This window comes from Streptomyces sp. NPDC019396 (assembly GCF_040632375.1).
Classification (GTDB): Bacteria; Actinomycetota; Actinomycetes; order Streptomycetales; family Streptomycetaceae; genus Streptomyces.
Window position 1 is genome coordinate 34,781 of sequence record NZ_JBEYBS010000020.1, and the last position, 26,528, is coordinate 61,308.

General features: G+C 70.3%; 23 protein-coding genes and 2 tRNA genes. 14 read left to right on the forward strand and 11 right to left on the reverse strand.

The features are described 5' to 3' along the window. Window positions 1-19 precede the first annotated feature (19 nt). The 3 genes from ABZ532_RS22645 (at window position 20) to ABZ532_RS22655 (ending at window position 2,185) form a co-directional block, all read left to right on the forward strand. Window positions 20-331 (forward strand): DUF6412 domain-containing protein, encoded by a 312-nt coding sequence (locus tag ABZ532_RS22645; protein WP_361286510.1) that lies wholly within the window; start codon window positions 20-22, stop codon window positions 329-331. 114 nt (window positions 332-445) lie between these two features. After that, window positions 446-1,201: a membrane protein insertase YidC gene (gene yidC / locus ABZ532_RS22650; RefSeq protein ID WP_361286513.1), complete on the forward strand. Its 756-nt coding sequence runs from the start codon at window positions 446-448 to the stop codon at window positions 1,199-1,201. Between the two features lie 123 nt (window positions 1,202-1,324). Continuing rightward, a complete protein-coding gene (locus tag ABZ532_RS22655; RefSeq protein ID WP_361286516.1) occupies window positions 1,325-2,185 on the forward strand; it encodes a fumarylacetoacetate hydrolase family protein in 861 nt (286 codons plus the stop codon). A 72-nt stretch (window positions 2,186-2,257) separates the two neighbouring features. Here ABZ532_RS22655 and ABZ532_RS22660 read toward each other — a convergent pair whose 3' ends face one another. Further along, entirely contained in the window at window positions 2,258-2,734 is a 477-nt protein-coding gene (locus ABZ532_RS22660; protein ID WP_361286519.1) for a heme-degrading domain-containing protein, read from the reverse strand. Beyond that, window positions 2,731-3,822, reverse strand: coding sequence for a Gfo/Idh/MocA family oxidoreductase (locus ABZ532_RS22665; protein ID WP_361286522.1), 1,092 nt, complete (start codon window positions 3,820-3,822; stop codon window positions 2,731-2,733). The genes ABZ532_RS22660 and ABZ532_RS22665 overlap by 4 nt, the downstream gene beginning before the upstream one ends. A gap of 61 nt (window positions 3,823-3,883) precedes the next feature. On the opposite strand from ABZ532_RS22665, the gene ABZ532_RS22670 reads away from it, so the two are divergent. From ABZ532_RS22670 to ABZ532_RS22700, 7 genes are all read left to right on the forward strand, one after another. After that, window positions 3,884-5,125 (forward strand): ROK family transcriptional regulator, encoded by a 1,242-nt coding sequence (locus tag ABZ532_RS22670; protein ID WP_361286525.1) that lies wholly within the window; start codon window positions 3,884-3,886, stop codon window positions 5,123-5,125. Window positions 5,126-5,337: 212 nt separating this feature from the next. Further along, on the forward strand, window positions 5,338-6,204 hold the full coding sequence (locus tag ABZ532_RS22675; protein ID WP_361286528.1) for a hypothetical protein: 867 nt from the start codon (window positions 5,338-5,340) through the stop codon (window positions 6,202-6,204). Window positions 6,205-6,441: 237 nt separating this feature from the next. Further along, window positions 6,442-7,992, forward strand: coding sequence for an alkaline phosphatase family protein (locus ABZ532_RS22680; RefSeq protein WP_361286531.1), 1,551 nt, complete (start codon window positions 6,442-6,444; stop codon window positions 7,990-7,992). Window positions 7,993-8,195: 203 nt separating this feature from the next. Next, window positions 8,196-8,975 carry an HAD-IIA family hydrolase gene (locus ABZ532_RS22685; protein WP_361286534.1) on the forward strand — a complete coding sequence of 260 codons (780 nt, stop codon included), beginning with the start codon at window positions 8,196-8,198 and terminating at the stop codon, window positions 8,973-8,975. Window positions 8,976-9,059: 84 nt separating this feature from the next. Continuing rightward, window positions 9,060-9,767 carry a hypothetical protein gene (locus ABZ532_RS22690; RefSeq protein ID WP_361286537.1) on the forward strand — a complete coding sequence of 236 codons (708 nt, stop codon included), beginning with the start codon at window positions 9,060-9,062 and terminating at the stop codon, window positions 9,765-9,767. A gap of 5 nt (window positions 9,768-9,772) precedes the next feature. Beyond that, complete coding sequence (locus ABZ532_RS22695; RefSeq protein ID WP_361286540.1) at window positions 9,773-10,456, forward strand: class F sortase; 684 nt, start codon at window positions 9,773-9,775, stop codon at window positions 10,454-10,456. Window positions 10,457-10,540: 84 nt separating this feature from the next. After that, a complete protein-coding gene (locus ABZ532_RS22700) occupies window positions 10,541-11,590 on the forward strand; it encodes a glycoside hydrolase family 6 protein (protein WP_361286543.1) in 1,050 nt (349 codons plus the stop codon). Between the two features lie 117 nt (window positions 11,591-11,707). Here ABZ532_RS22700 and ABZ532_RS22705 read toward each other — a convergent pair whose 3' ends face one another. The 3 genes from ABZ532_RS22705 to ABZ532_RS22715 form a co-directional block, all read right to left on the reverse strand. After that, window positions 11,708-13,660 carry a galactose oxidase-like domain-containing protein gene (locus tag ABZ532_RS22705; protein WP_361286546.1) on the reverse strand — a complete coding sequence of 651 codons (1,953 nt, stop codon included), beginning with the start codon at window positions 13,658-13,660 and terminating at the stop codon, window positions 11,708-11,710. Then, a complete protein-coding gene (locus tag ABZ532_RS22710; protein WP_361286549.1) occupies window positions 13,657-15,600 on the reverse strand; it encodes a cellulose synthase catalytic subunit in 1,944 nt (647 codons plus the stop codon). The genes ABZ532_RS22705 and ABZ532_RS22710 overlap by 4 nt, the downstream gene beginning before the upstream one ends. A gap of 428 nt (window positions 15,601-16,028) precedes the next feature. Beyond that, window positions 16,029-16,102, reverse strand: a tRNA-Lys gene (locus ABZ532_RS22715). Window positions 16,103-16,308: 206 nt separating this feature from the next. Between ABZ532_RS22715 and ABZ532_RS22720 the strand changes: the two genes are divergently transcribed. From ABZ532_RS22720 to ABZ532_RS22735, 4 genes are all read left to right on the forward strand, one after another. Then, on the forward strand, window positions 16,309-18,117 hold the full coding sequence (locus ABZ532_RS22720; protein WP_361286552.1) for a peptidoglycan-binding protein: 1,809 nt from the start codon (window positions 16,309-16,311) through the stop codon (window positions 18,115-18,117). Between the two features lie 50 nt (window positions 18,118-18,167). Then, a complete protein-coding gene (locus tag ABZ532_RS22725; RefSeq protein WP_361286780.1) occupies window positions 18,168-19,922 on the forward strand; it encodes an SPFH domain-containing protein in 1,755 nt (584 codons plus the stop codon). Window positions 19,923-20,061: 139 nt separating this feature from the next. Further along, window positions 20,062-20,649 (forward strand): lytic polysaccharide monooxygenase, encoded by a 588-nt coding sequence (locus ABZ532_RS22730; protein ID WP_361286555.1) that lies wholly within the window; start codon window positions 20,062-20,064, stop codon window positions 20,647-20,649. Window positions 20,650-20,675: 26 nt separating this feature from the next. Then, window positions 20,676-22,352: an AMP-binding protein gene (locus ABZ532_RS22735; RefSeq protein WP_361286558.1), complete on the forward strand. Its 1,677-nt coding sequence runs from the start codon at window positions 20,676-20,678 to the stop codon at window positions 22,350-22,352. Window positions 22,353-22,451: 99 nt separating this feature from the next. Here the strand turns inward: ABZ532_RS22735 and ABZ532_RS22740 are convergent. The 6 genes from ABZ532_RS22740 to ehuB all read right to left on the reverse strand — a co-directional run bounded on the left by ABZ532_RS22740 (window position 22,452) and on the right by ehuB (window position 26,526). After that, window positions 22,452-22,525, reverse strand: a tRNA-Lys gene (locus tag ABZ532_RS22740). Between the two features lie 100 nt (window positions 22,526-22,625). Beyond that, a complete protein-coding gene (locus tag ABZ532_RS22745) occupies window positions 22,626-23,384 on the reverse strand; it encodes an IclR family transcriptional regulator C-terminal domain-containing protein (protein ID WP_361286561.1) in 759 nt (252 codons plus the stop codon). Between the two features lie 167 nt (window positions 23,385-23,551). After that, window positions 23,552-24,337: an ectoine/hydroxyectoine ABC transporter ATP-binding protein EhuA gene (ehuA, locus tag ABZ532_RS22750; RefSeq protein WP_361286564.1), complete on the reverse strand. Its 786-nt coding sequence runs from the start codon at window positions 24,335-24,337 to the stop codon at window positions 23,552-23,554. Then, window positions 24,327-24,977 (reverse strand): ectoine/hydroxyectoine ABC transporter permease subunit EhuD, encoded by a 651-nt coding sequence (ehuD, locus tag ABZ532_RS22755; protein ID WP_361286567.1) that lies wholly within the window; start codon window positions 24,975-24,977, stop codon window positions 24,327-24,329. The genes ehuA and ehuD overlap by 11 nt, the downstream gene beginning before the upstream one ends. After that, window positions 24,974-25,633, reverse strand: a complete 660-nt coding sequence (gene ehuC, locus ABZ532_RS22760; protein ID WP_361286570.1) for an ectoine/hydroxyectoine ABC transporter permease subunit EhuC — start codon at window positions 25,631-25,633, stop codon at window positions 24,974-24,976. The genes ehuD and ehuC overlap by 4 nt, the downstream gene beginning before the upstream one ends. Then, entirely contained in the window at window positions 25,630-26,526 is an 897-nt protein-coding gene (gene ehuB, locus ABZ532_RS22765) for an ectoine/hydroxyectoine ABC transporter substrate-binding protein EhuB (protein WP_361286573.1), read from the reverse strand. Before ehuB ends, ehuC begins: the two co-directional genes overlap by 4 nt. Window positions 26,527-26,528 lie beyond the last annotated feature (2 nt).

A 26,528-nucleotide genomic window follows, 5' to 3' on the forward strand; every position in this document is an offset into this window, starting at 1 on the left:
CCGAGAGGAGGCAGCGGCCATGACCACGCGACCATGGCGTATGGCGCAGCCGCTCGTGCTGCTCCTGTTCATCCTCGTCGAGGTGTTCCTGTCCGAGGGCATCGGCCTGTCCGTCGCCGTCGCGCTCGCCGCCACAGCCGCCGTCGGTGCCGCCCTCGTGTCCTGTGCGCTGGTGCTCTCGAGGTCGGGTCCTCGGGTGCCGCGGACCCGAATACGGACCGCGATTCGGGACCGTGAGCAGCGCACCGCCTTCCTGCCGCAGCGCGACCCCGACGCCTCGGGGCGCCCCAGGCCCCGGGCCCCGGGCCGTCCGTTCACGACGGCCGCGTAGGGGCAGCTGACCGCTTCATCCACCCGTGGGTCCTGAGGCCCGGTCCCGGTGCCTCTTCGTGTGCCGTCATGCCGACGTATCTGTTTCCGGCACGACGGGACCCGGAGGGCTTCCATGTCCGCTTTCGCTTCTTTCTCTTCCTTGACGTCCGCTTTCGCCTCGCTGGTCGGGCAGCTCGCCGACCTTGTCCAGCCTGTGTTCCAGGACAGCGCGACCGCCGTCGCCATCATCCTGTTCACGGTGCTCGTGCGGCTTGCCGTCCTTCCGCTCTCACGGGCCGCGGCGCGGGGGCAGAAGGCCCGGGCGCGGCTCGCGCCGCAGCTCGCGGCGCTGCGTGCGCGGCACGGCCGGCACCCGGAGCGGCTCCAGCAGGCGGTTCTGGAGCTCCATGCCAAGGAGAAGGTGTCACCGCTGTCGGGGCTGCTTCCCAGCCTGATGCAGGCGCCTGCGTTCTTCCTGCTGTACCAGGTGTTCACCGGGGGCGGTCTGGGCGGGGAGCTGTTCGGGGCCCCGCTGGGCGGGCGCTGGCTGGAGGCGCTCGGCGGTGGCGGGGTGTTCGGGGCCGCCGGGCTGGTGTATCTGGGGTTGTTCGCGGTCGTCGGGGCGGTGGCCACGTTCACTTTTGTGCGCACCAGGCGGCAGCTCGCGGCGTCAGCGCAGCCGGGGCCGGCGGGCCGGCCGGGTCTGCAGGGCATGGGGGTTGTCGCGAAGGTGGTGCCCCTGCTCTCCTTCGTCACCCTCATCACGGTGGCCGTGGTGCCTCTGGCGGCTGCGCTGTATGTCGTCACGAGCACGGTCTGGAGCGCGGTGGAGCGGGTGGTCCTGTACCGGGACATGCCCGCTGCGGGAGCCCTGGCTACCGCCGAGTAAGGGTCCAGTCCGTGAAAGGGGGCTTGCGAGGCGTGCGGGCGGCTTGGAGGATCGGCTGAACCTCCGGTGGCCGCACCCATCGGCCGTACCTGTCGGGATGACCTCGACCACAGGGAGAAGGCCATGAAACTGCTGCGTGTCGGACCGGTGGGGGCGGAGCGTCCCGCGTTGCTCGACCGGGACGGGGTGACTCTGAGGGATCTGTCCGCGCTGGTGGGCGACATCGACGGGCGGCTGCTCGCCGACGATGGCGGGCTGGACCGGATCAGGGCTGCGGACGAAGCGGGCCGGCTGCCTGTGCTCGACGCGGCCGGGCTGCGCACGGGCCCGCCGCTGGCACGCGTCGGCAAGGTGGTGTGCATCGGGCTGAACTACCACGACCATGCGGCCGAGACCGGTGCCACGGCGCCCACGGAGCCCGTCGTCTTCCTGAAGGCGGCCGACACGGTGGTGGGCCCGGACGACATCGTGCTGGTGCCGCGGGGCGCGGAGAAGACGGACTGGGAGGTGGAGTTGGCGGTCGTCATCGGGAGGACCGCCCGCTATGTGGAGTCGCGCGACGAGGCACTCGCGTGCGTCGCGGGCTACGCGGTGGCGCACGACATATCGGAGCGCGCCTTCCAGCTGGAGCACGGCGGCACCTGGGACAAGGGCAAGAACTGCGAGACGTTCAACCCGCTCGGGCCCTGGCTGGTGACGCGGGACGAAGTGCCCGACCCCCAGGCGCTGACGCTCAGTCTCTGGGTCAACGGCGACCTGAAACAGCGCGGCTCCACTGCCGACCAGATCTTCCCGGTGGCCGAAGTGGTGCGCTATGTCAGCCAGTTCATGACCCTGTACCCCGGGGATGTGATCAACACCGGTACGCCCGCAGGTGTGGCACTGGGGCAGCCGGAGCCCAGGCCGTATCTGAGGGCCGGTGATGTCGTCGAGCTGGAGATCGACGGACTCGGACGCCAGCGGCAGGAATTGAAGGACGCGTAAGGAGAGGCGAGGGGGAGGCGCAGAAGAGGTGAGCCGCGGAGGAGGTGCGGGGGATTCACCCCCTCCGCGGCGTCAGGTGGTGATGAGGCGGGTCAGCGCCTCGACCACCATCGCATGGTCCTCGGCCTGGGGGAGGCCGGAGACCGTGACCGTGCCGATGACGCCCGCGCCATCGACGTGGATCGGGAACGAACCACCGTGGGCCGCGTACTGGTCCGGGTCGAGACGCGACGACGCCTCGAACGTGGTGCCCTTGGCCCGGAACCTGCTGCCCACCAGGAGGGAGCTCTCGCCGTAACGCTCCACGACCCGCCGCTTGCGGCCGATCCAGGCGTCGTTGTCGGCCGATGTGCCCGGCAGCGCGCAGTGGAAGAGCTGCTGTGTGCCACGGCGGATGTCGATCGTGACAGGCGCCCGACGCTCCCGGGCGAGCTCGACCAGCACCGTGCCGAGCTGCCAGGCGTCGTCATGGGTGAAGCGGTGGAGGACGAGCTGCCGTTCCTGGGCCTCCAGCACATCGATGCCCGGCGCGTTCGGGAGGCCGCTCATGAGCCGAGCTCCACGGCGATGCCCTCGCGGGCGGAGCGGCGGGCCGCCTCCAGGACGTCCAGGGCGGCGGCGGCCTCCTCGGCGGTGACCGGGGGCGGGGTGCCGTCGCGCAGTGCATCGGCGATCGCGGCGTAGTACGCCGGATAGTCGCCCGGCAGAGTCTCGACCGGGTGCCCGCCACCGGTGAGCGGGGACTCACCGGAACCGAGCCTGCCCCAGAGCTGCTCGGGCTCCACGCCCCAGCAGGTGTCCCCGGGGCCCGGGCGCACGCCCTCCCGCAGGGCGGTCTCCTGCGGGTCGAGGCCGTACTTGACGTAGCCCGCGGACGAGCCGAGTACCCGGAAGCGCGGGCCGAGCTGGGCCGCGGTGGCGCTCACGTACAGATGAGAGCGCACCCCGTTCGCATGGGTGACGGCGATAAAGGTGTCGTCGTCCGTCTGGGCACCGGGGCGGCGCACATCGGACTCCGCGTAGACCCGGACGGCAGGACCGAAGAGGACGAGTGCCTGGTCGACGACATGGCTGCCGAGGTCGTAGAGCAGTCCGCCGAACTCCTCGGGAGCACCCGACTCGCGCCAGCCGCCCTTGAGCTGGGGGCGCCAGCGCTCGAAGCGGGACTCGAAACGCAGGACGTCGCCGAGCTCACCACCGTCGATGAGCCTGCGCAGGGTGCGGAAGTCGTTGTCCCAGCGCCGGTTCTGGAACACCGACAACAGCAGGCCGCGCTCCCGGGCCAGGGCGCCGAGGGCGCGCGCCTCGGCCGCCGTACCCGCGATCGGCTTGTCCACGACCACCGGGAGACCGGCCTCAAGAGCCGCGGTCGCCACCGGCACGTGCGTCTTGTTGGGGGAGGCGATCACGATCAGGTCGAGTTCGTCCGCGCGGGACCACAGCTCCTCGGGAGCGGCGGCGAAACGCACCCCCGGATACGCGGCCCGCGCCTGCTCACGGCGCTCCTCGCTCGACGTCACGACGCTGTCGAGGACCAGGCCCGCGGTCGACGCGATCAGCGGGGCATGGAAGACCGACCCGGCCAGGCCGTAGCCGACGAGGCCGACGCGCAGGGGGGAGGAAGCACGACGTGTCACCCCTCCACTTAAGCAACGCTGTTGCCAAACTGCAAGCGGCGGGCACAATGGGAGGGTGAGGGTGAACTGGGCCAGAGCGATCGGGGCGGCAGGAGAGGCCGCCGGTGCCGCTGCTGCGGCCGGTACGGCAGCGGCGGGCGGCTGGGGCGTCGGCCCCGGCGTCAACCTGCCCCTGCTCCGCAATCACAACGCGGCACTGGTGCTCGATCTGCTCCGTGCGGCGGGAGAGGACGGCATCAGCCGACTCGAGATCGCCGAGCGCACAGGACTGACCCCGCAAGCCGTCAGCAAGATCACGGCCAGGCTCCGGGACGAGCAGCTCGTCACCGAGGCGGGCCGGCGCGCCTCCACCGGGGGCAAGCCGCGCACCGTACTGCGGCTGGTCCCCTCGGCGGCGTACGCGGTCGGGGTGCAGATGGACCGGGACGAGCTCACCGCCGTGCTGCTGGACCTGTCCGGTGCCCAGGTGGCCAGCCGGGCCGTCACGGCCGATCTCGGCGCCGGTCCGGAGGTCGTCACCGGACGGATCGGGGACCAGGTACGCGCGCTGCTTACCGACTCCCTGGCCGTCACGCCGGAGGACGAGGAGCCCGGACCGGCGGACGCCGCCACCGCAGCGGAGCAGAGCGGAGAGCGTTTCGCGCGGGTGCTCGGCGTGGGAGTCGCCATGCCCGGGCCCCTCGACCACCGCACAGGAGTGCCGCTGCGCGTCACCGGCTATCCGGAGTGGGACGGCTACCGGCTGCGGGACGAGCTGGCCCGGAGGCTGGGCCTCCCGGTCGTCCTGGACAAGGACACCAACGCCGCCGCACTCGGACTGCTGCTGCGCGGCGAGGTCGGGGACTTCGCCTATCTGCATCTGGGCACCGGTATCGGAGCGGGCCTTGTGCTCGACGGGGCGCTGTACCGGGGAGCGCAGACCGGGGCCGGTGAGTTCGGCCACCAGGTCGTGCACCTCGACGGGCCCCCGTGCGCCTGCGGCAAGCGAGGCTGCATCGAGGTGATGTGCCTGGCAGCCGCCGAGCGCGGTGATATCGCCGAAGCCGCGCGGGTGCTGGGAGTCGGTGTGGACAACCTGGCGGCGCTGCTCGACATCGAGCAGGTGCTGCTCGGCGGCCGGGTCGTCGCCGCGGCCGAGGGCGATTTCGTACGGGGCGTACGCTCCTCGCTCTCCTCGCGCAGCCGGATGCTGGTGGCACCGGCGGGCGGCGGGGCGTACAGGGTGGCCGAGGGGGCTGCCCAGCTGGTGCTCGCGCCGGTGTTCGGGCGGGCCGAGGTGGCGTTCGTGTCGTACCCGGGCTGAGCGCCCCGGGCCCGAACGCGGCATGTCCGGCCTGAGGGTCGGGCCCGAAGACAACGGACCCGGCTGAGGATCAGGTCCGGATCTTGGGCCGATCGGGCGTAATGGTGTGACTGTCCGACCGGCTATGCGCGGTGTTCCGCGGGCAGCGGGCTCATGCATGGCAGGGTCGTGCGCGTCGTGCCCGCAGGCTGTCCCCGAGCGAAGGGTCTCCCATGCGAATGCGCCGCGCCCTCGCCACCGGACTGGCAGCCGCCGTGATCACCCCCGCCGCCGTCCTCGCGGCGCTCCCCGCCGCACTCCCCGGGCAGGCATCGGCCGCTGCCGCACCGGCTCCGCCCCTGCCGTCGGCCTCGACGCCTTCGACGTCACCCGAGCCGTTCTGCGGCAACGCACGCGCCCAGGGCCTGCCCATCGGCACCAGGATCGAGGGCGGTCCGGCCTCCTACCGGGCCGGCTCCGCCTCAGGGGCGTTCTCCGTCGTGCTGACGAACACCACCGCCCAGCCCTGTGTGCACATCTACCCCGTCGTCGTGCTCACCGGGCGGGACCATCCGCTCACCCCCGCCCGGATCCGGATGGAGTTCCTGGACGAGGGGCGTGGGACATGGCGGCCCGTCACCTTCGTGGCCACCGACGAGGGAGAGGCCGTAGGGGCGTTCGGAGGTGCGAAGGGCACCGGGAAGGTCCTGGCCGCAGGGGAGTTCGAGGGCTTCGTCATCCCCGCTCGCGGCAGCGTCACCGTGTCCGTGCGCCTCGCCTTCCCCGCCGGTGACACGCCTGCCGACGCGGTCGTGGCCAATGCCGCCGTCGTCCAGCGTCGGGGTGCCGACGGCGACTGGGTGGGGGAGTCGGCGGACTACCGTTTCAGCCTGCTGGCATCCGACGAGTCGCTGTTCCAGACCCCGCTGCGGACACCGTTCGAAGCCACCCCCAGCGCCGGCACCGGCATCGACCCCAACGAACTCGCCCAGACCGGCAACCGCGCCGACATCGGGGTCATGGCCGCCATCGCCGCCCTGCTCACCGCCGCAGGCATGCTCCTCACGGGCGCCCACCAGGTGCGCACCGGGCGCCACTGACCACGGCGCCTGCAGGAGGCACCGGCTGGGTGCACCGGCCGGCCGCACCGAGCGGAAACAGCGGCCGTGGGCACTGACTGGAAGCCGAAGGTTCATCCGCCGTCCCTGGTGACCCCCGAGCTGCCGTGGATATATAACGGTGCCGACCAACGCCCCTGCTTCGGCAGGGGCGTTGGGCTGGGCACGACATACCGCACCTCATCCACAGGTCACCACACTCCGACGGAGGAACTCCCGATGCCGACCCCCGGCATTCCCCGCCGTACCGTGCTCGCCGCAGGCACCGCGACCGCAGCGGTCGCCGCCACGACCGCCACGTCCCTGGTCACCGCACCGGCAGCCCGTGCCGCGGCCCCGACCCTCCCGAACGGCACCAGCAAGGACAAGGTGCTCGTGATCGGCATGGACGGACTGCGCCACGACCGGATCGACGCGGCCAACGCCCCGCACCTCAAGTCGATGATGGCGAACGGCACCTACGGCACGTCCCTGCTCTACTCCTACCCGATGGCCGCGACCTCGTCCGGACCCGGCTGGTCGACCATCTCCACCGGTGTCTGGCCCGACAAACACGGTGTGCGGGACAACACCTTCATCGGCAAGAACTACGGCAGGTACCCCGGCTTCCTCGCCCGTCTCGCCCAAGTGCGCCCGGAGCTGTCGACGTACGCCGCCGTCGACTGGAAGGCGCTGGACTCCCAGGGCACGGTCACCCCCGGCGCCGACGCCAAACTCGTGCTGAACGGGGACGCGGACGGTTACGAGGGCCATGACGCCACCATCGCGGCCGATACCGAGTCGATTCTGCGTCACCAGAATCCCGACGTTCTGTTCGTGTACTTCGGGCGGACCGACGAGGTCGCCCACAGCCAGGGCACCGGCCAGACGTACCTGGACGCCATCGCAGCCCAGGACGCGTACGTGGGCCGCCTGCTCGCCGCCGTCAAAGCCCGTCCGTCCTACGCCACCGAGCGCTGGACCGTGATCGTCGCCACCGACCACGGCCACAAGGACGCGGGCGGCCACGGCGGGAGCTCCATCGAGGAGCGACGGACCTTCGTCCTCGCCCAGGGCCCCGGGATCGCCGCCGGTGCCCGCCCCATCGACACCCGGCTCGTCGATGTCGCCGCCACTGTCTTCAGGCAGCTGGAGATCACCCCCGACCCGGCATGGGGCCTGGACGGCAAGCCCGTCCAGGAGCGTTCCGCCGACCCCTTCGACGTGCTCCAGTCCTCGCTCACCACCCGGGTGGACGAGACCGGAATCCCGACCTCCGTACTCGGCTTCACCCACACCACCCCCAGCGGCTGGTCGGTCATCAACAACGCGATGGGCACAGGCGGAGTGACCGAGTGGCGCGGCTGGTCCTTCGCCACCGACGAGTTCTGGTCCCGTACCCACCGCGACCAGTGGCGTGAACTCAACATCCGGGCCCGGGGCGTCTTCGCGGTCGCCGACTCCGACGAGTGGGACGACAAGTCGAACTCGGGCGGCTACGACTCCACGCTGGTCAGCCCGGCGTACACCGTGAGCGGTGCCGGCACGGTGCGGCTCGACTTCACGACCCTGTACCGCCACGAGGGCAGCCAGACCGCCCAGATCCTGGCCTCCTTCAACGGTGGTACGCCCAGCGTCGTCAAGAGCTACACCTCGGACGTGGTCTCACAGCCGCAGTCGGTCACCGTGCCCGTCCCGGCCGGTGCCTCCAGCGTGAGTTTCCGGTTCCGGTACACCGGCCGCAACAACTGGTACTGGGTGATCGACGGGGTCAGGGTCACGGCCGTCTGATCCACGGCCTCCCGTGCGGGACAGCCTTTAGGCTGGGGGCGCCGGTACATCGCCGTGACGGCGCCCCCAGCGTCGCTCCCCCGGCATTCGTTTCCACAGCACCCGCTCCCACAAGACCCATGGCGAAAGGCCCGGAGCGCAAGACCCGGAGCACATCGCACACAGCAGCACATCGCACCGCGCGTACGGCAGGAGTCCGCTTCATGGCAGAGCGCAAGCCGATCGAGTCCTGGCTCACCGACATGGACGGCGTTCTCATCCACGAGGGCGTGCCCATCCCGGGGGCCGACGCCTTCCTCAAGAAGCTCCGGGAAACCGGCAAGCCCTTCCTGGTGCTCACCAACAACTCCATCTACACACCGCGCGACCTGCACGCCAGGCTGACCCGGATGGGCCTGTACGTGCCCGTCGAGAACATCTGGACCTCGGCCCTGGCCACCGCTCAGTTCCTGGACGACCAGCGCCCGGGCGGCTCCGCCTATGTCATCGGCGAGGCGGGGATGACCACGGCCCTGCACGACATCGGCTACATCCTCACCGACCAGGAACCGGACTACGTCGTCCTCGGAGAGACCCGCACCTACAGCTTCACGGCGCTGACGAAGGCGATCCGGCTGATCAACGAAGGCGCCCGCTTCATCGGAACCAATCCGGACGCGACTGGTCCGAGTCTCGAGGGCCCGCTGCCCGCGACCGGTTCCGTCGCCGCGCTGATCACCAAGGCCACCGGCAAGGAACCGTACTTCGCGGGCAAGCCCAATCCGCTGATGATGCGCACCGGGCTCAACGCGATCGGTGCGCACTCCGAGACCAGCGCGATGATCGGGGACCGGATGGACACCGATGTGCTGGCCGGTCTCGAGGCCGGCATGGAGACGTTCCTGGTGCTCACAGGCGTGACGACGCCGGCCGATGTGGACCGCTATCCCTTCCGCCCGTCCAAGGTCGTCGACTCGATCGCGGACCTCGTCGACAGAGTCTGAGTTAGCCCATCCGGGTTCCCCGGAGATGCGGAAACGGGCAAACCGCGTGAATCTACTGATACCAGGAGGTTCACAATGCGTTCTGTGTTCATTGCTCTCCGTGTCATAGGGGCGGCAGGCGGTCTTCTGATGCTGGCATCCACGGCCGGGCCCGTGTACGCGGCGCAGGGCGGCGGTCGAACCGCTGCCGACTGCGACAGCCGGGCGGGATTCGCCGCGCCCGGCGCGTACGTCCTGGACGCCGAGATGTCCGGGGTCGGGGGTTCGAGAGGCCCGCTCATCGGTGTCGACTGCGGCGGCCGGCAGCAGTACGGCTCGCTGGGTGCGGTCCAGGCCGCTCCACAGCAGGGTGACGGGGAGGGGAACCCCAAGCCGGAGCAGAGCTGGAACCAGAACAAGACCTGGGAGCCGGACGAGAAGAAGGGCGGGGGGGACGAGAAGAAGGACGCGGACAAGGACAAGAAGCAGCACGAGAAGCCGCGTGACACGAAGGACGAGAAGAAGAAGGACGAGGGGCGGGACAAGCGGGACGACGGCGGCGGCGAGGGGGACGACGGGGACGATGACTCCGGGAGCGAGCCCGGCTCGGACGAGACCCCCTACGCCCCGGTACGAGCCGGTGGCGGCGGTACCGCCACGTCCTTCGCCGCCGACGGCTCCCGGACCGGCGACCAGCGGGGACCCGGCACCACCCACACCGTGGTCGGGCTGGTCCTGGCCGCTGTGGCGGCCGTGACCATCGCGTTCCGCGGTGCACGGCGCCGGCGCGCGGACGCGACGGACAAGGACTGACGGCCGTGGCATCGTCGTCCGGCGACGCCGCTGCCCCCGCGCGAGGGGGCAGCGGCCGGCTGCTGACGGGTGTGGCCTGGGTGGTCCTGCTGCTCGGCCTCTGGCTGTGGGGGCGCGGCGCCGTAGACGGGGCGGCCGGTGCGGCTCCCAGGACCGGTGATGTGGCCGCGGTGGGCAGGCCGCCCGGTGTGCCGCTGCCGCCCGCGCGCGATCCGCTGAAACCCGTGGGGCCCAGCAGGGTGGAGATCCCCTCGATCGGAGTGAAGGCCCCGGTCGTGATGCGCGGACTGGACGCGGCGGGCGGGATCGACCCGCCGCCGTACGCCGAGGCGGGGTCCGTGGGCTGGTTCGGATCCGGCACTCAGCCCGGCGCTGAGGGTGCCGCGCTGTTCGTGGGGCATGTGGACACCGATTCCGAGCGGGCGGTCTTCTACGACCTCAGTGCGGCCCGCGCCGGGCAGAAGATCCGTGTCACCCGGACCGATGGCTCGGTCGCCGAATTCACCATCGATGACGTCCAGGTCGTCAGCAGGGACCGGTTCGACGCCCGCAAGGTGTACGGGGCCAGGCAACCGGGCAGGGCCGAACTGAGGCTGATCACCTGCGGGGGAACGTTCGACCGCGCCACACAGTCCTACACGGCGAACGTGGTGGTCTCGGCCTATCTGACGGACGCCCGCGGGATCTGACAGGATGCGTTCCGGTCGGTCTTTGTCCGGGCGGAATGCCGGATGTGGCCCGGCCGCCATGCACGATGCACCAAGGGGGAGTGGATGTACGGCAGTTTCGCCGGGCGGGCCCGCCGGGGAGCGGGGACGCGAGCGGCAGCGGTCACCATCCGAACCGCGGGGGCCGTGGGAGCGGTCGGCCTCGCGCTGCTTCTGTCGGGATGTTCGTCCGATGACGGCGGGGACGACCGGCCGCCCATCGCACAGCAGCCCAAGGCCATGGACCCGTACTGGGTCAATCCGGACGGCAAAGCGGCCCGGCAGGTCGCCGAGTACAGCGAGGGCGGCGACAAGAAGGAAGCCGCCCTGATCGGGAAGATCGCAGGACAGCCGGTCGGCGAGTGGATCGGGCCGGACAATCCGGAGGCCGAGGCCAAGGGGTTCACCGAAGCCGCGCAGAAGGTCGACCGTGAGGCCCTGCTGGTGCTCTACAACATCCCGCACCGCGACTGCGACCAGTTCTCCAAGGGCGGCGCCGCTGACGGGAACGCCTATCGCGAGTGGGTCGACAAGGTCGCCAAGGGCATCGGCGACCGGCCGGCCACGGTGGTGCTCGAGCCGGACGCGGTGCTGCACCTCGTGGACGGCTGCACCCCGGACACGTATCACGAAGAGCGCTACGACCTGCTGAAGGGCGCCATCGCCCGGCTCAAGAAGCAGCCCGCCACCAAGGTCTACCTGGACGCGGGCAATGCCGGCTGGTCGCATCCGGACTCGCTCTTCGAGCCGCTCCAGTGGGCGGGGATCGCCCAGGCCGACGGCTTTGCGGTGAATGTCTCCAACTTCCAGACCACCGCCGCCAGCAAGGACTTCGGCAAGAAGCTGTCCGTGAAGGTCGGCAACAAGCCCTTCGTGATCGACACCAGCCGCAACGGCAACGGCCCCTACACCCAGGGCGATCCCAAGGAGAACTGGTGCAACCCGCCGGGCCGTGCGCTCGGTGAGCCGCCGACGACGAAGACGGACGATCCACTCGTCGCCGCCTATCTCTGGGTCAAGCGGCCGGGGGAGTCGGACGGCGACTGCAAGGGCGGCCCGAAGGCCGGGGACTGGTACCCGGAGTACGCCCTCGAACTGGCCCGCAACACCAAGTAGCGAAGAGCCGCGTGGAACAGAACCACGGAGACAAAAACGGGGTGCCCCCGCAGCGATCGCTGCGGGGGCACCCCGTTGTCTCGTGTTCTTCCCGGCGGGAGGTCCTGCGGGGAGGTCTTACGGGACCTCGACCCAGACGCCTTCGGACGGCGTGCCCTTGTCGTCGGTCACGAAGAGCATGTACCAGCCGGACGGCACGAGGGATCGGTTCTTCGGCACGCTGACCTTGAACCCGGCCGCCGTCTTCTCCATCTTCAGCGCGATGGAACGCTGGTCGACGTCGGTCACATGCGTGACCGCGCTCGGCCGCATCAGCTTCGCCGTCCTGATCTTCGCCGCCTGCGGGCTCTTGAAGGTGCCGGACGCCCCGCGCTTGATGCTCTTGGGGCCGCCGCCGATCGCCGGGCGGGAGTCCCGGTAGAGGTACGGCGGGGTGTAGATCTCGATCCGCTGCTCGAAGACGCCGGGCTTGGTGTTCGCGGCGTCGGCGAAGAGGGAGTCGGAGCCGAAGATCATCACCCTGCCGTCGGGCAGCAGCACCGAGCCGGAGTGGTAGTTGCGTCCCACCTGCGGGTCCGCCACACGCGTGTACGCGCCGCTCTTAGGGTTGTACGTACGCGCCTCGAGGACGTTGGAGCCGCCCCGACCGCGGTAGTCCTCGGAGCCGCCGGTGACCAGCACGGTGTCGTCCGGCAGCAGCGAGGCGCTCGGGTAGCGGGTGCCCTTGTCGAGGGTGGCGCCGTCCGTGAAGCGGGGCTGGTCCTTCTTGAGGTCGACGAGCCGGGAGTTCTTGCTCGACTTCTCGGACTCGCCGACCCCTCCGCCCCCGATGACCATGAACTTCTGGTCCTGGGCGGGCGGCAGCATGACCGTCGCGGAGGTCTCCAGCTTGTCGGGGTCGCTCATGCCCGGGATCTTCTCGAACGAATTGTCGTCCAGGTCCCAGACACCCGGCTCGCGGCCCACGTCGGCCGGTCCGTAACCGGCGTTGGAACCGGAGTAGAAGAGCTTCCCGTTGTCCATCAGGAAGATCGCCGGGTACGTCGGGAAGCGCCGCTCGAAACCGGTGTACTCCCACTTCTTGGTCTTCGGGTCGTAGATCTCGTCCTTGCCGGGCACGATCTGCCCGATCTCGTCGAGGCCCGAGAGGGACAGCACCTTGCCGTCCTTGAGCGTGGTCAGCGTCGGGTACCAGCGGGCCTCGTTCATCGGGTCGACCTTGATGTACTTCTCGGCGACCGGATCGAACTCGTAGGCCTCCCTGATGCCCTGGAAGTCCTTCTTGTCGAGGGCGAGCTTCTGCGCGATGCCGTAGACGTTGCGGGTGTCGGAGCCGGTGAGCCCGTGCACCCGGAAGTTGTCCTCGGTGCCCGTCTCGTGCGACTTGCCGGACTCCTCGGCCTCCACGTAGATACGGCCGAGCCCCGCCTCGGTGCGCTGGAACTCGCCCGTCACCGGGTCGAAGACCTTCTTCGCCCGCTGGACCAGCACCGGGTCCCTGGACACGAAGGTCTTGCCGTTGGACTTGCCGGTGAACTTGGTCCCGGCCGGCAGCGTGATCGGCTTGTCCGGGTCCTCGTTGTGGACGATCATCAGGCCGCCGGCCTTGGTGACATCGCCCTTGAGCTTCTCGTACCGCTTGGTGCCCCCCGCGACCAGGAGCTTTCCGTCGGGCAGCTGGGTGTGCCCGGAGCAGAACATGTCCTTGGGGGTCGGGATCTTCTTGAAGGTGTTCGTCGCCGGGTCCCACAGCACCGACTCGAACTTCTTCGCGTCGAAGTTCTTCTGGTTGTTGCCGGACCCGGCGATCAGCAGGACCTTGCCGGTGTGGAGCAGGGCGGCGTGGATCGAGTTGATCCGGTACTCGGAGGGGACGTCCAGGTAGTCCCAGTGGCCGTTGGCGGCCTTGTACTCAGGCTTGTTGATCTTGTACTCGTGGTACTCCGCCGAGCCGTACCGGTAGAGCGCCGGACCGTTGAACCCGGCGACCACGGCCACCACCGCCACACCGATGAATATCCGCCGGGCCCGGTTCTTGCGGTAGTTCGGCCGGACGGGAAGGGTGCTCATTTCTTACGTCCCCCAAGGGCGATCTGCATGGTCTGGTCGGGGGCCCGGTCGGGCCGCTCCTGCGACTCCGGCGACTCACCGCCGGGCTCGGGCGCCGTGCCCGGTGCGGCACCGCCGCGGCGGTTCTTCCGCCTCCTGCGGTTCTTCTTCTCCTGACGCATCTGGTGCCGCCAGGCGAAGATGGGCGAAGCCGTGATCAGCAGGGCCAGCGAGGCCCAGGTGATCATCGCGGGGTGGTCATGGCCGAGGAAGAACGACGAGGCCAGCGAACCGCCGAAGACCAGGATGAAGAACAGATGGATCCGGAAGGTGCCGAAGAGGGTGTCCGGGCTGGACGAGTCGCCCTTGGGGGTCACGACGAACTTGCTCTTGCGGCGCAGCACGGCGTCCATCAGGGAGCGTGCGTAGATCGGCGCGGACAGTGCGGACATCACCATGCCGGCGAGACCGCCTGAGCCCTCGGGCTCGTGCGGTGAGACGTTGTGGCGGCGGTTCCAGATGTAGAGGCCGATCTGGAGCGCCGAGGCGTTGCCGTACAGCATCATCCAGATCACCGGGTCGATCTGCACGCCCGAGGCGCCCATGCCCAGGAACAGGGCGCAGCTGAGCGCGGCCAGGATCCAGTTGAGGGCCGACATCGGATAGAAGATGATCATCATCGTGTAGTTGAAGAGCTTGCCGGCCGGCAGTGATCCGAAGCCCCTCCAGTACTGCTTGAGGATCGTCTCGTAGGTGCCGCGGGACCAGCGCAGCTGCTGGGTGAAGAAGTCGGTCCAGGCGGACGGGCCCTCACCGACGGCCAGTACGTCCGGGGTGTAGACCGAGCGCCACTTGTTGCCGCTCTCGGGGTTGCTGGCGCGGTGCATCTCGAAGCCCGTCGCCATGTCCTCGGTGATCGAGTCGTACAGTCCGCCGATCTGCTTGAGCGCCTTGATTCGTACGGCGTTGGATGTGCCGACGAACATGGGGGCGCCGTAGCGGTTGCCCGCGCGCTGGATCAGGGCGTGGAACAGGAACTGCTGGGACTCGGCCGCCTTGGTGACGAAGGTGTCGTAGTTGCCGTAGACCTGGGGCCCGATCACGAAGCCGACGTCAGGGTCGCGGAAGTAGCCGAGCATCCGCTCCAGGTAGTTCGGCAGCGGGACATGGTCGGTGTCCACCGAGGCGAAGAAGTCGTAGTTGCCGCCGTGGGCTTCCAGCCAGGCGTTGTAGTTGCCGTGCTTGGTCTTGGCCCGGTGGGCGCCGGTGGGCTGGTTCCACTTGGCTATGCCCTTGCGGGAGAAGTGGTGCACGCCGAGGCGCTCACAGACCTTCTTGACGTCGGGGTCGTTGCCCTCGTCGAGCAGCCAGACGTGCATCAGGCCACGGTGGCGGATCCTGACTGCCGCCTCGAGGGTCTTCGTCACCATCTCCAGGGGTTCCTTGCCCGGAACGAAGGAGGTGAGGAACGCGACCCGGGTGCCGGACTCCGGCACGACGGGGATCGGGTCGCGTGCGACCAGGGTCGCATGTGCGTTCGACAGCACGTTCATGGTGCGGAAGAGCTCGATCAGGCCGATCGAGACCAGCATCACGACATCGAGCCACAGCAGCAGGTCGTTCTTGAGGTTGGGATCCCGCTCGGTCCAGTGCTGGGGCTGCATCAGCCAGATGAACAGACCGAGCGAGACGAGCGGCGCGGCTCCGAGGAGCAGCGCGGCGCGTATCCGGTGGGGCTCCTGTGAGATCAGTGAGCGGTACTGCACCCGGTACGGCCGCGATGGGTCCGGCTGGGTGAGGGGACCGGCGAGCCGGCTGTAGTGCTCGTAGTCGTACCGCGGCAGCGCCTTCTTGGGGTGCTGCCGGGCTCCGGCCGTTCGGAGCTGCGGGGGAACCCGAAGCTGCGTGGTCCGGGAAGGGTCGTTGTCCTGCTGCCGGGCGCCGTTCGGCGTCGACGTCATGAGTCATCCCCCCCGCACGCCTGCTGGCTGCGTGATCGTTCGCTGGTGCGGCGCCCGGACCTCGGTTCCCCTAAACCGGATGATCCGGACGCGTCAATGGTCAGGCCGTGGCCTCGTACGCCTCGTAGACATGAGAAGACGGCCCTCCGGTTGCATGATGCCCGGCACGGGCACCGCTTCGCGAACGGGGTCCCCTTACCCACGGTTGCGGTGCAACCCGGGCATCCCTCCGCAAACCGCCCCCAACTACTCGACCCAGTGGTCCTATTGGAGTCACTGGTTCCACACAGGTTGTACGACCAACGCCTTGATCGCAAGGCGGCCTCGGTGAGCGGTCTGTAAGCGGTATGTGTAGCCGGTTGTACTCGTACTTGTGTACGCGAAAACACCGGAGCCCCTCGCCGATGGCGAGGGGCTCCGGTATCGCGTGCGCCGCCAGGGACTCGAACCCCGGACCCGCTGATTAAGAGTCAGCTGCTCTAACCAACTGAGCTAGCGGCGCCTGCTGACCCGGAGAACTCTACCTGACGTCCGGGTGCGCTCCGACCATTTACCCGACTGCCCCGGGTGCCTGAGGTTCGCGGATGTTCGCGGATGTTCTCGGACGTTTTCGGCCTGTCGGATGGTCGTTTTTTCCCTTTGGTCCGTCAGAATGCGAACGCATCAGGGACGTATCAGGAAAATTACGACAGTGCGAGGGGCACCGTAATGACCGTTCCGGCCTTCGAGGAGTACGAGCCCGTGGCTGACTGCGGCTGCGCCGGGTGCGCGCAGCGGCGGCGCGCACCGGCCCGCGCACACCCCCCACGGGCACGCGCGGGAGGTGCGCGTACGGCGCACGGAGTCCGGTGCGCGCTGCTCCTTGCCGCGGCGGCGGGGGTGGTGCTGTACGGGGGCGGGGGAGCGGGAGCCCTGGCCGCGACCGCCTGGCCGCAGGCGAAGCGGCCTGCGCAGCTCAGGGACCCCGAACCGGAGACCCCGCAGGGCGGCCAGGGGCCGCTGCACGGGGGCCCGGCGCCCGGCTCCGTGGGAGCCCAGGCGCCGGTGCTGCGCCTGACGACCCGGGCGGACATCATCAACCGGGCCAAGCGCTGGGTGGACGCGAAGGTGCCGTACTCGATGACCGACTTCTGGTCGGACGGCTATCGCCAGGACTGCTCGGGCTATGTCTCCATGGCCTGGAACCTGCCGGGCAACGAGTGGACCGGGAGCCTGGCGCAGTTCGGGACCCGGCTGGACCGCGAAGCGCTGCAACCGGGCGACATCCTGCTGTTCCACGACGCGGCCGACCCGAACAAGGGCTCGCACGTCACGATCTTCGGCGGCTGGACCGACTACACGCACACCCACTACATCGCCTACGAACAAGCCAAGCCGCACACCCGCAAGCAGGCCACCCCCATGGCCTACTGGAGCAACTCCGCCTCCTATGTGGCGTACCGCTACAAGGGCGTCATCGGCGCGAGCGCCTCTTCCCGGCCGCGCAAACCCCCGGGCGTCGTCGCCCCCTACCCCGGTGCCGCGCTCTTCCGGCCGGGCGCCGGAGGCGACCACATCGCCGAACTCGGCAAGTTGCTGAGAGAGCGCGGCGCAGAGGCGCTTCTCGGCCAGGCCCCCGGGGCGCACTGGAGCGAGGCGTATCGGCAGGCGACGCTGGCCTTCCAGAAGGCCCAGGGCTGGGCCGGGACCCAGGCGGACGGGGTGCCGGGGCCGGGGACCTGGAGCCTCCTGGCGAGCGGCAGGGGTAAGGACATCCCGCAGCACGGTGCCGGCGAGGCCACGCGCGGCGGTGCCGTTGCGGGGACGGGTGGCGACGCAGCGGCAGGCACCAGCGGGCAGGCAGCGGGTGCGCCGCAGGGTACGGGGGTCGGGGGTGCTTCGCAGAGCGGCGTCAGTGAGGGCAGCGCAGCGAGCGCGCCGGTGCCGGTCGGTGCCGCTCGTGCCGCCTTGCCGGGCGGTGCGGCGAGCCAGGGCGCGCCGCAGGGCGGTGACGGCCAAGGGCCCCCGCAGGGCGGCGTCGCCGAGGGCGGTGCCGCTCGGGCCGCCCTGCCGGGCGGTGCGGCGAGCCGGGCTGCGCCGCAGGGCGGTGACGGCCAGGTGTCCTTGCCGGGCGGCGGCGGTCAGGTGGCCGCGCCGGGCGGCGCTGCCGGAAGTGACCCCGGGACCGGGAGGCCGCAGGGCGGTGCCGGTCGGGCTGTCCCGGATACCCCGGCCGCCCCGCAGACCCGCACCGGCCAAGCGGCCCCTCGGAAACGCGCCGTGCGGGCCGCGCGGGCGCCGGGGTATCCGGGGCCGGCGAGCTTCCGGCCCGGCCAGACCAACCCACACGTCGAGGAGCTCCGCCGTCGGCTGGCGCAGCGGGGCTTCGGCGAACAGGACACATCGGCGGGGCCCGGTCGGCAGTGGACCGAGGCGGACCGTCGCAACGTCCGGGCGTTCCAGCGCGCACAGGGCTGGCGCGACGGCGCGGCGGACGGCTACCCCGGCCCCGAGACCTGGCTGCGGCTCTTCTCCTGAGCCGCCGCCCCAGACCACGCCAAGCCCGAGGAGCGGCCCCGGTGACCACCATGACCCCGTACCCCGAAGACCCCGCGGCCCCGCTGCCGCCACGACTTCCCCGTCTGTCCGCACTCTCCGTTCCCGCCCGGGCCGAGGTCCCGGGCGCCCCGGCCGTGGAACCGCCGACCGCCCGGCACCGGGCGGTGCCCGGCTCCGCAGGGACCATGGAGGGACTGCCGCCGCAGCTGCCTGACGCGGTTTCGGGTGATGGCCTCGCCGGTGCCGTGGATGTACGTCACCCGGGAGGCGGACACCTCCCGCAGGGCTCACCCGGAGCCGGTGGTGCGGCGGAGGCGGCCGCACCCGCCGCGGCTGCCGGGCTTCTGGCCGGCCAGCCGGACACGCTGCCCGGCAGCCGTGCGGAAGGAGTCCGGCGCCCGGACGACGGCGGGTCCGTCGCGGCGCTCCAGGAGTCCGGAACCCACACCGGAACCCGCAGCGAGATCCACTCCGGGCCCGGCACCCCCATGCCGACGGAAGCCGAGACCCATGCCGGCGGCGGTATGGAAAACGGCATCGGGACCGAGACCCGTGCCGGCGGCGGTACGGAAAGCGGCATCGGGACCGAGACCCGTGCCGGCACCGAAACCGGATCCGGTGACCCGCTGACGAGCCGGATCGGGACCGAGACCACCGGGCGGCTGCCGCTCCGGCCTCTCTTCCGGGACGACGACACCACCAGCGCCAAGCCGGTCCGTCCCGATGACGACGACGGCGGGCCCGACACGGTGGCCATGCCCGTCGTGCTGCCCGCGGGCCGCAAGGCCGAGGCGGGCGGGGTGGTGTCCGTGCAGTCTCAGTCGCGTCCCCGGCCCGCGCCGCCCCTGGACCCGAGGCTGCGCGAGCGTCCGGGGCCCGTGCTGCCGGGCTGGATCAGCCTGTTCATCGGCTGCGGTGTGCTCGCCGTGGCGGCGAACGTGCTCTACCGGGCGGGTGCCTGTCCCGACCGGCTGGCCGCCCTTCTCGGGCTGAGCGCGCACCCGTACCGGGGTATCGGCATGGGCGAGTGGATGGTGCTCGGCATCTGCCTGCTCGTCGCCGCGTTCACGCTCGGCGGCCTCGGTCGCGGCCGTGCGGGTCATGCCTGGGTCCTCACGCTGTTCGGCGAGTACCGCGGGAGCGTGCGCCGTTGCGGGCTGATGTGGGTGAGCCCGCTGCTGCTGCGCCGCCGGGTGGATGTGCGGCTGCGGCACTGGCGCAGTGAGCCGATGCATGTGGTGGACGCGGGCGGCATCCCGCTCCAGGCCGTGGTCCTGGTGGTGTGGCGGGTCGAGGACACGGCGCGCGCGACACTGTCCCTGGCGGACCACGAGAGCTATCTCAGGGAGCAGGTCGAGTCGGCGATGGCCCGGGTGTTCTCCCGGCTCCCCGCCGACATCGCGCCGGTCATCGGGGCCCAGAGCGCCGCACGGGACGGCGGCGCGCCCACGCTGCGCAACACCGAAGCCGTCGGCGACACGCTCACGAAGGCCCTGGTGGCGGAGTGCGCCCCGGTCGGTATCGAGATCTTCTCGGCGCAGCCGACACGGGTCGAGTACGCACCCGAGGTCGCCGCCGCCATGCGCCGCCGCCAGGCCGCGGTGATCGAGGCCGAGCACCGGGACGCGCTGATGACGTCGGTGGTGGACGCGGTCGACGAGACGGTGCGGCGGCTCACCGTACGCGGGCTCGTGGAGCTCGACGACTACGAGCGCAAGGCTCTCGTGCGGGACCTGACCGTGGCCTTCTACACCGGACGCCCGGCCGGCACCGACGGGGTGTGATCAGGCCGGAATCGGTCTTGCTGATTGGTCTGGACATGTCCAACCACCGCCAATAGTCTGGGACTTGGTCTAGACCTGAATATGCACGACCGCGCGGCGCGGCTCGAAGAACACCCCCACGTTCTCCAGGAGCGACAGCATGCGGAAGCGAATAGGCGCGGCCCTGGTCGGGCTCGCGGTGGCGGGCGGCACGGTGCTCGCCACCGGCGGCGCCGCCAGTCACGGCTACACCGACACCCCCGTCAGCCGCCAGAGACTCTGCGCCAACGGCGCGGTGGCGAACTGCGGCGAGATCCAGTGGGAGCCCCAGAGTGTCGAGGGGCCCAAGGGCTTCCCCTCGCTGGGTCCGGCCGACGGGACGATCTGTGCGGGCGGCAACAGCCGCTTCGCGCAGCTCGACGACCCGCGCGGCGGGTCCTGGCCGGCGACCCGGGTCTCCTCGGGGCAGGACTACACCTTCCGGTGGCGGTTCACCGCCCCGCACGCCACCGCCGACTTCCGGTACTACATCACCAGGAACGGCTGGAACCCCGGCCGGCCGCTGACCAGGGCCGCACTCGACCCGGCGCCCTTCCTGACCGTCCCGTACCACGGTCAGCGCCCACCGGCGACGGTCAGCCACACGGGTCGGCTGCCGGCCAAGTCCGGCCGCCATCTGATCCTGGCGGTATGGACGATCAGTGACACCCCGAACGCGTTCTACGCCTGCTCGGACGTTCATTTCTGACGATACGTCAGCTACTGTGCGGCGCCATGGTGAGCCCCCGTGGCACCGGAAGCGGTGCGACCGTCGCGGACCTCGTAGCGCGCCAGTGGGGCGACCACCGCGTGGGGCTGAGACACGAGGACCTCGTGCTCACCCACCACCAGGTCGCCTCCGGCGCCGCCGCGCGCGCCGCACTGCTGGCGGAGCTGCTGCCCCGGGGCGCCGAACCGCACCTCGGGATCCTGCTCGACAACACTCCGGAGTTCCCCCTCTGGATCAGCGCGGCGGCCCTCGCCGGGGCCGCCGTCGCGGGCATCAACCCGACCCGCCGGGGCGCCGAGCTGGCCCGCGACATCCTGCACACCGACTGCGGGGTGCTGGTCACCGAACGCGCCCATCTGCCTCTGCTGGACGGTCTCGACCTCCCCGGCGTACGGATACTGGTGACGGACACCGACGCCTGTGCCGCGCTCATCGCCCCGTACGAGGGAGCGAAACCGGGCGACACGGCGATCCACGCGGTGCGGCCGGGGAGCCGGCTGCTGCTCTACTTCACCTCCGGGTCGACCGGTGCACCCAAGGCGGCCATATGCAGCCAGGGCCGGCTCGCCGCGGCGGGCGCCTCGCTCGTACGGCACTTCGCAGTCCGCCCCGATGACGTCCACTACATCTGCATGCCGATGTTCCACGGCAACGCGGTGATCGCCAACTGGGCACCGGCACTCGCGGCCGGTGCCTCCATCGCGCTGCGGCGGCGCTTCTCCGCCTCCGGCTTCCTGCCGGACGTCAGGGCCTACGGCGCCACGTACTTCACGTACGTCGGACGAGCCGTCCACTATCTGCTGGCCGTGCCCGAAGGGGACGACGACCGGGACCACCGGCTGCGGACCGGCTTCGGCACGGAGGCGGGGGCGGTGGACGCGGCCCGTTTCGAGCGTCGCTTCGGGGTCCGGCTCACCGAGGGCTACGGCTCGTCCGAGGGTGGCGCCGCCATACAGCGCACCCCCGGCACTCCGCCCGGGGCCATCGGGCGGGCCGCGCCCGGGGGCGACCTCGCGGTGGTCGACCCCGCGACGGGGGAGGAGTGCGAGCACGCGCGGCTGTCCCCGGACGGCCGGCTGCTCAACGGCGACCAGGCGATAGGCGAACTGGTCAACCGCGGGCGCAGCCCCTTCGAGGGCTACTGGCGCAATCCCGAGGCCGAGGCGGCACGGGTCCGGCAGGGCTGGTACTGGACCGGGGACCTCTTCTTCCGTGACGCCGACGGCTTCCTGTACTTCGCCGGCCGCGCCGACGACCGTCTCAGGGTGGACGGGGAGAACCTTGCCGCGGCGATGATCGAGAGCATCCTCTGCCGCTGGGACGCCGCGTCGGGAGCCGCGGTCTACGCGGTGCCCGACCCCGTATCCGGCGACCAGGTCATGGCCGCCGTGGCGCTGCGCCCCGGCGCCGCCTTCGACCCGGTGGCCTTCGGCGCCTTCCTCGCCGCCCAGCCCGACCTGGGCACCAAGATGGCCCCGCGTTTCGTCCGCGTGCTGACCCGGCTCCCGGTCACGGCGACCAACAAGATCCACCGCGTGGCGCTGCGGCGCGAGTCGTTCCGCTGCCCGGAGCCTGTGTGGTGGCGCCCGGCGGGTGAGCGGCACCACCGCCCGCTGACGGGCGAGGACATCCGGGCTCTGCTGGGTGCCTACGACGAGCACCGTCGCGCCTGGCTTCTCTGACCGCCCGGATCCGACCCGCCGAGGGGCAGGGCCGGGGACGACCGCCGTCCCGGAAACACTGTGGCCCCTCGTACGGATACGAGGGGCCACAGTGAAAAGTGCGCCGCCAGGGACTCGAACCCCGGACCCGCTGATTAAGAGTCAGCTGCTCTAACCAACTGAGCTAGCGGCGCGGGTTTGCCGTTCCCGCCGCGCTCGGCGGCTGACGACGGAAGTAATACTACCTGGTCCGCAGGGGTGCTCCGCACCGCCGCGGACCACCGCCCGGGATCCTCAGAGGGTCAGGGACAGCACCACCGGCGCCGCCCGGCGGTTCAGTGTGTCCGCCGCCGCGCGCAGGCGGTGCGCATGCTCGATCGGGAGCGAGAGCGCCAGGCAGCCCACCGCCGATCCGGCCGTCAGTGGCACCGCCGCGCAGACCGTGCCCACCGCGTACTCCTGGAGGTCCAGCACGGGGACCGTGGGCGGCTGCGCGTCCAGCTTGGAGAACAGCAACTTCTCATTGGTGATCGTGCGGGAGGTCAGCCGGGCGATCCTGTGGCGTGAGAGGTGGTCGCGGCGGCCGTTCTGGTCGAGCTGGGTGAGCAGGCACTTGCCCACCGCGCTGGCGTGGGCGGCGGAGCGGAAGTCCACGTACTCGTTGACCTTCGGGGTGCGGGGGCCGTCCGCGTACTGCGTGATCCGGACCTCGCCGTCGATGTACCGGCTGATGTAGACCGCAGCGCCGACGGAGTCGCGCAGCTCGGTGAGGGTCTCCTGGAGCTTGCGCTCCAGGGCTTCCTGGCGTGTGGTGCCCGAGCCGAGCAGGACGAGGGAGTCACCTATGACATAGGCCCCGTCGCCGACCTGCTCCACATAGCCCTCGCGGCGCAGCATCAGCAGCATGGGCGCCAGATGCCCGGTGGGCAGACCCGTCTCGCGCGCGATCTGCACATCGGTGACCCCGCCGCCGTGCCTGGAGATGGTCTCCAGCACGCGCAGGGCATATTGGACCGAGTGGAACGGCGCGGTCGGCTCCGGCTTCAGCGCCACGGTTTCCCCCTACCAGGTTGTGACCGCATGCTTCTCTATCACGATAGCCGCCAAGAACCGGCGGTGGGGCGGCTGTTGGCGAGAATTGTCGTGCGCCCCGGGAGTGTTCCCCGGGGCGCACGACTCTGGCATATGCCAAGGTCACAACTAAGCCGGATAGTGGGAGGTCAGAGCACCGCACGGAGAAACTCGCGGGTACGGTCGTGCTCCGGTTCGGAGAAGATTTTCTCCGGGCCGCCCGATTCGATGACCTTTCCCGAGTCGAACATCAACACCTCGTCGGAGATGTCCCGGGCGAAGTTCATCTCGTGGGTCACGCAGAGCATGGTGATGTCGGTGCTGCGGGCGATGTCCCTGAGGACGTCCAGCACCCCCGCCACCAGCTCGGGATCGAGCGCCGACGTGACCTCGTCGAGCAGCAGCACCTGGGGGCGCATCGCCAGCGCACGGGCGATCGCCACCCGCTGCTGCTGGCCACCCGACAACTGCGTCGGTCTGGCGTCCAGGCGGTCGGCCAGACCCACCAGGTCGAGCAGTTCGCGGGCGCGCTCCTCGGCCTCGTCCTTGGACAGCCCGAGCACCCGAACCGGGGCCTCGGTGATGTTCCGCAGCACGCTCATGTTCGGGAACAGGTTGAACTGCTGGAAGACCATGCCGATCTTCTTGCGCACCTCGCGCCGCTGCTTCTCGTCGGCCGGGAACAGCCGGCCGCCGTTGACCTCGATAGTGCCTGCGTCGGGCCGCTCCAGGGTCATCAGCAACCGCAGGATCGTCGTCTTGCCGGAGCCGGAGGGGCCGATCAGGGTGACGTGCTTGCCCGGGCGCACCGAGAAGCAGAGGTTGTCGAGGACCGTGTTGTCGCCGAACCGCTTGGTGACGTCGGTGAAGCGGATCAGTTCCTCGGCCGAGGCCTCGGTCGTGAGGGGTGTCTGGGCGGGTATCTCAGCGGGCAAGGCGGCGCTCCAGGGTCCGTACGAGCAGGGAAGCCGGGTAGGCGATGGCGATGAAGGCGATGCCGACGACGGTCAGCGGCTCCGTGTACTGGAAGGTCGCCGCGCTCTCCAGACGTGACTGCTGGAGCATCTCGAGCACGCTGATCCCGGCGAGTATCGGCGTGTCCTTGAGCATCGCGATCACGTAGTTGCCGAGCGCGGGCGCGATACGCCGTACCGCCTGCGGCAGGATCACCGCGAACCAGGTCCGGTGCGTGGGCAGGCTCAGCGCCGTGGCGGCCTCCCACTGACCGGCGGGCACGGCGTCGATACCGGCCCCGTAGACCTGTGCGGTGTACGTCGAGTAGTGCAGCCCGATCGCGATCGTGCCGGTGGTGAGCGCGGAGAACTGCACGCCCCACTCGGGCAGCACGAAGAAGAGGAAGAAGAGCTGCACCAGTAGCGGGGTGCAGCGGATGAACTCGGTGATCAGCCCCACCGGCCAGCGCAGCAGGCGCAGTTCCGACCGCAGCGCCAGTGCCCAGACCAGGCCGAGCGTGAACGACAGCAGTGAGCCCAGCACCAGGGTCTGCAAGGTGACCAGCACACCGTCCCAGAAGCGCGGCATGAAGTCCGCGACCGCGGACCAGTCCCAGTTCACTTGGCCACCACCCCCACGTTCGCCTTGGTCTTGCGCTCAAGCGCCTTCATGGAGCGGGTGATGACGAAGGCGAGCACGAAGTAGATCACCAGCGTGACGGTGTAGATCTGCGCGCTCTCCTGGGTGGCGAGACGCACGAGATACGCGGCGAACGACACATCGCCCACGCCGAGCAGCGACACGAGCGCCGTCCCCTTCAGCAGCTCGACCGCGAGATTGCAGAAGGACGGGATCGTCTCGGGGACGGCCTGCGGCAGGAGCACCAGCCGCATCCGCTGCCAGGGTGTGAAGCTGAGGGCGATCCCCGCCTCGCGCTGGGCGGGTGCCACGGCGTTCAGGGCGCCCCGCACGATCTCGGCCCCGTACGCGCCGTAGGAGAGGCCGAGCGCGAGCACGGCCGCCCACATCGGGACGAGCTGCCAGCCCAGCAGGGGCGGGAGCACGAAGAACAGCCAGAACATCAGGATCAGCGCCGAAGTCCCGCGGAACACCTCGGTGTAGAAGGCGGCGGCGAAGCGGACGGCGCGCGAGCGGTGCGTCCTGGCCATCCCGACGCCGAACGCCACCACCGTGGCCAGCGCGGCGCTGTAGACGGTGAGCTGGACGGTGATCCAGATCCCCGGGAGTACCCAGTTCTGCCACAGTCCGGCGGTCATCGGCACAGCTCCTTCGCCGTGAGCTCGGTCATCTCGCTCTCGGTGAAGCCGAACCGGCGCAGGATGCGGAAGAGCTCACCGCTCTTCTTCATCCGGTGGATCTCGGTGTTGAAGGCGTCCCGCAGCGTGGTGTCGGTCGGCCGGAAGGCGAAGCCCCCGCCGTCGATCTTCTTCTTGCCGTCCACGATCGCGGCGAACGGCTCGGTCGACTCGGCCTTGGCACTGCCCTTGACGACCTCGCGGGTGGTGAGGGCGGTGCCCGCGAACACGTCGACGCGGCCGGACTCGACGGCGTTCAGCCCGGCCACCTGGTCCTGGAGGATGACGATGTCCTTCTCGGGATATCCGGCCGCGACCGCGTAGTCGATTTCCGCGTAACCGGTACCGGTCGCGAACTTCGCCTTGGCCCGCACGACATCGTCGTAACTGCGCAGATTCATCGGATTGCCTTTGCGCACGATGAAGGAATCCAGCATCTGGTATTCCGGATCCGAGAAGACGACCTGTGCGCAACGCTCTCTGTTGATGTACATCCCGGCCGAAACGACGTCGAACTGCTGCGAATTGAGGCCGGGTATCAGGGAGGCGAAGTCGGTGGCGACCGGCTGGACACTGGGTACACCGAGCCGCTGGAAGACCGCCTTCGCGAGTTCGGGTGCCTCACCGGTGAACTCGCCCTGCTTGTCGATATAGCCGTATGGCACCTCGCCCGCGATACCGAGGCGCACGGTGCCCTGGGATCTCAGCCGCGCCAGCCCGTCGCCGCTGGGGACCCGGGCGCAGCCGCCCGCGGCACCGGCGGCGCCGAGGGCGCCCGCGGTGCCCAGCAGGAGGGTGCGCCGGGGTATCGCCCGTGTCGCTCGTCTGGTGTGTTCAGCGGTGTGAGGAGCCATGG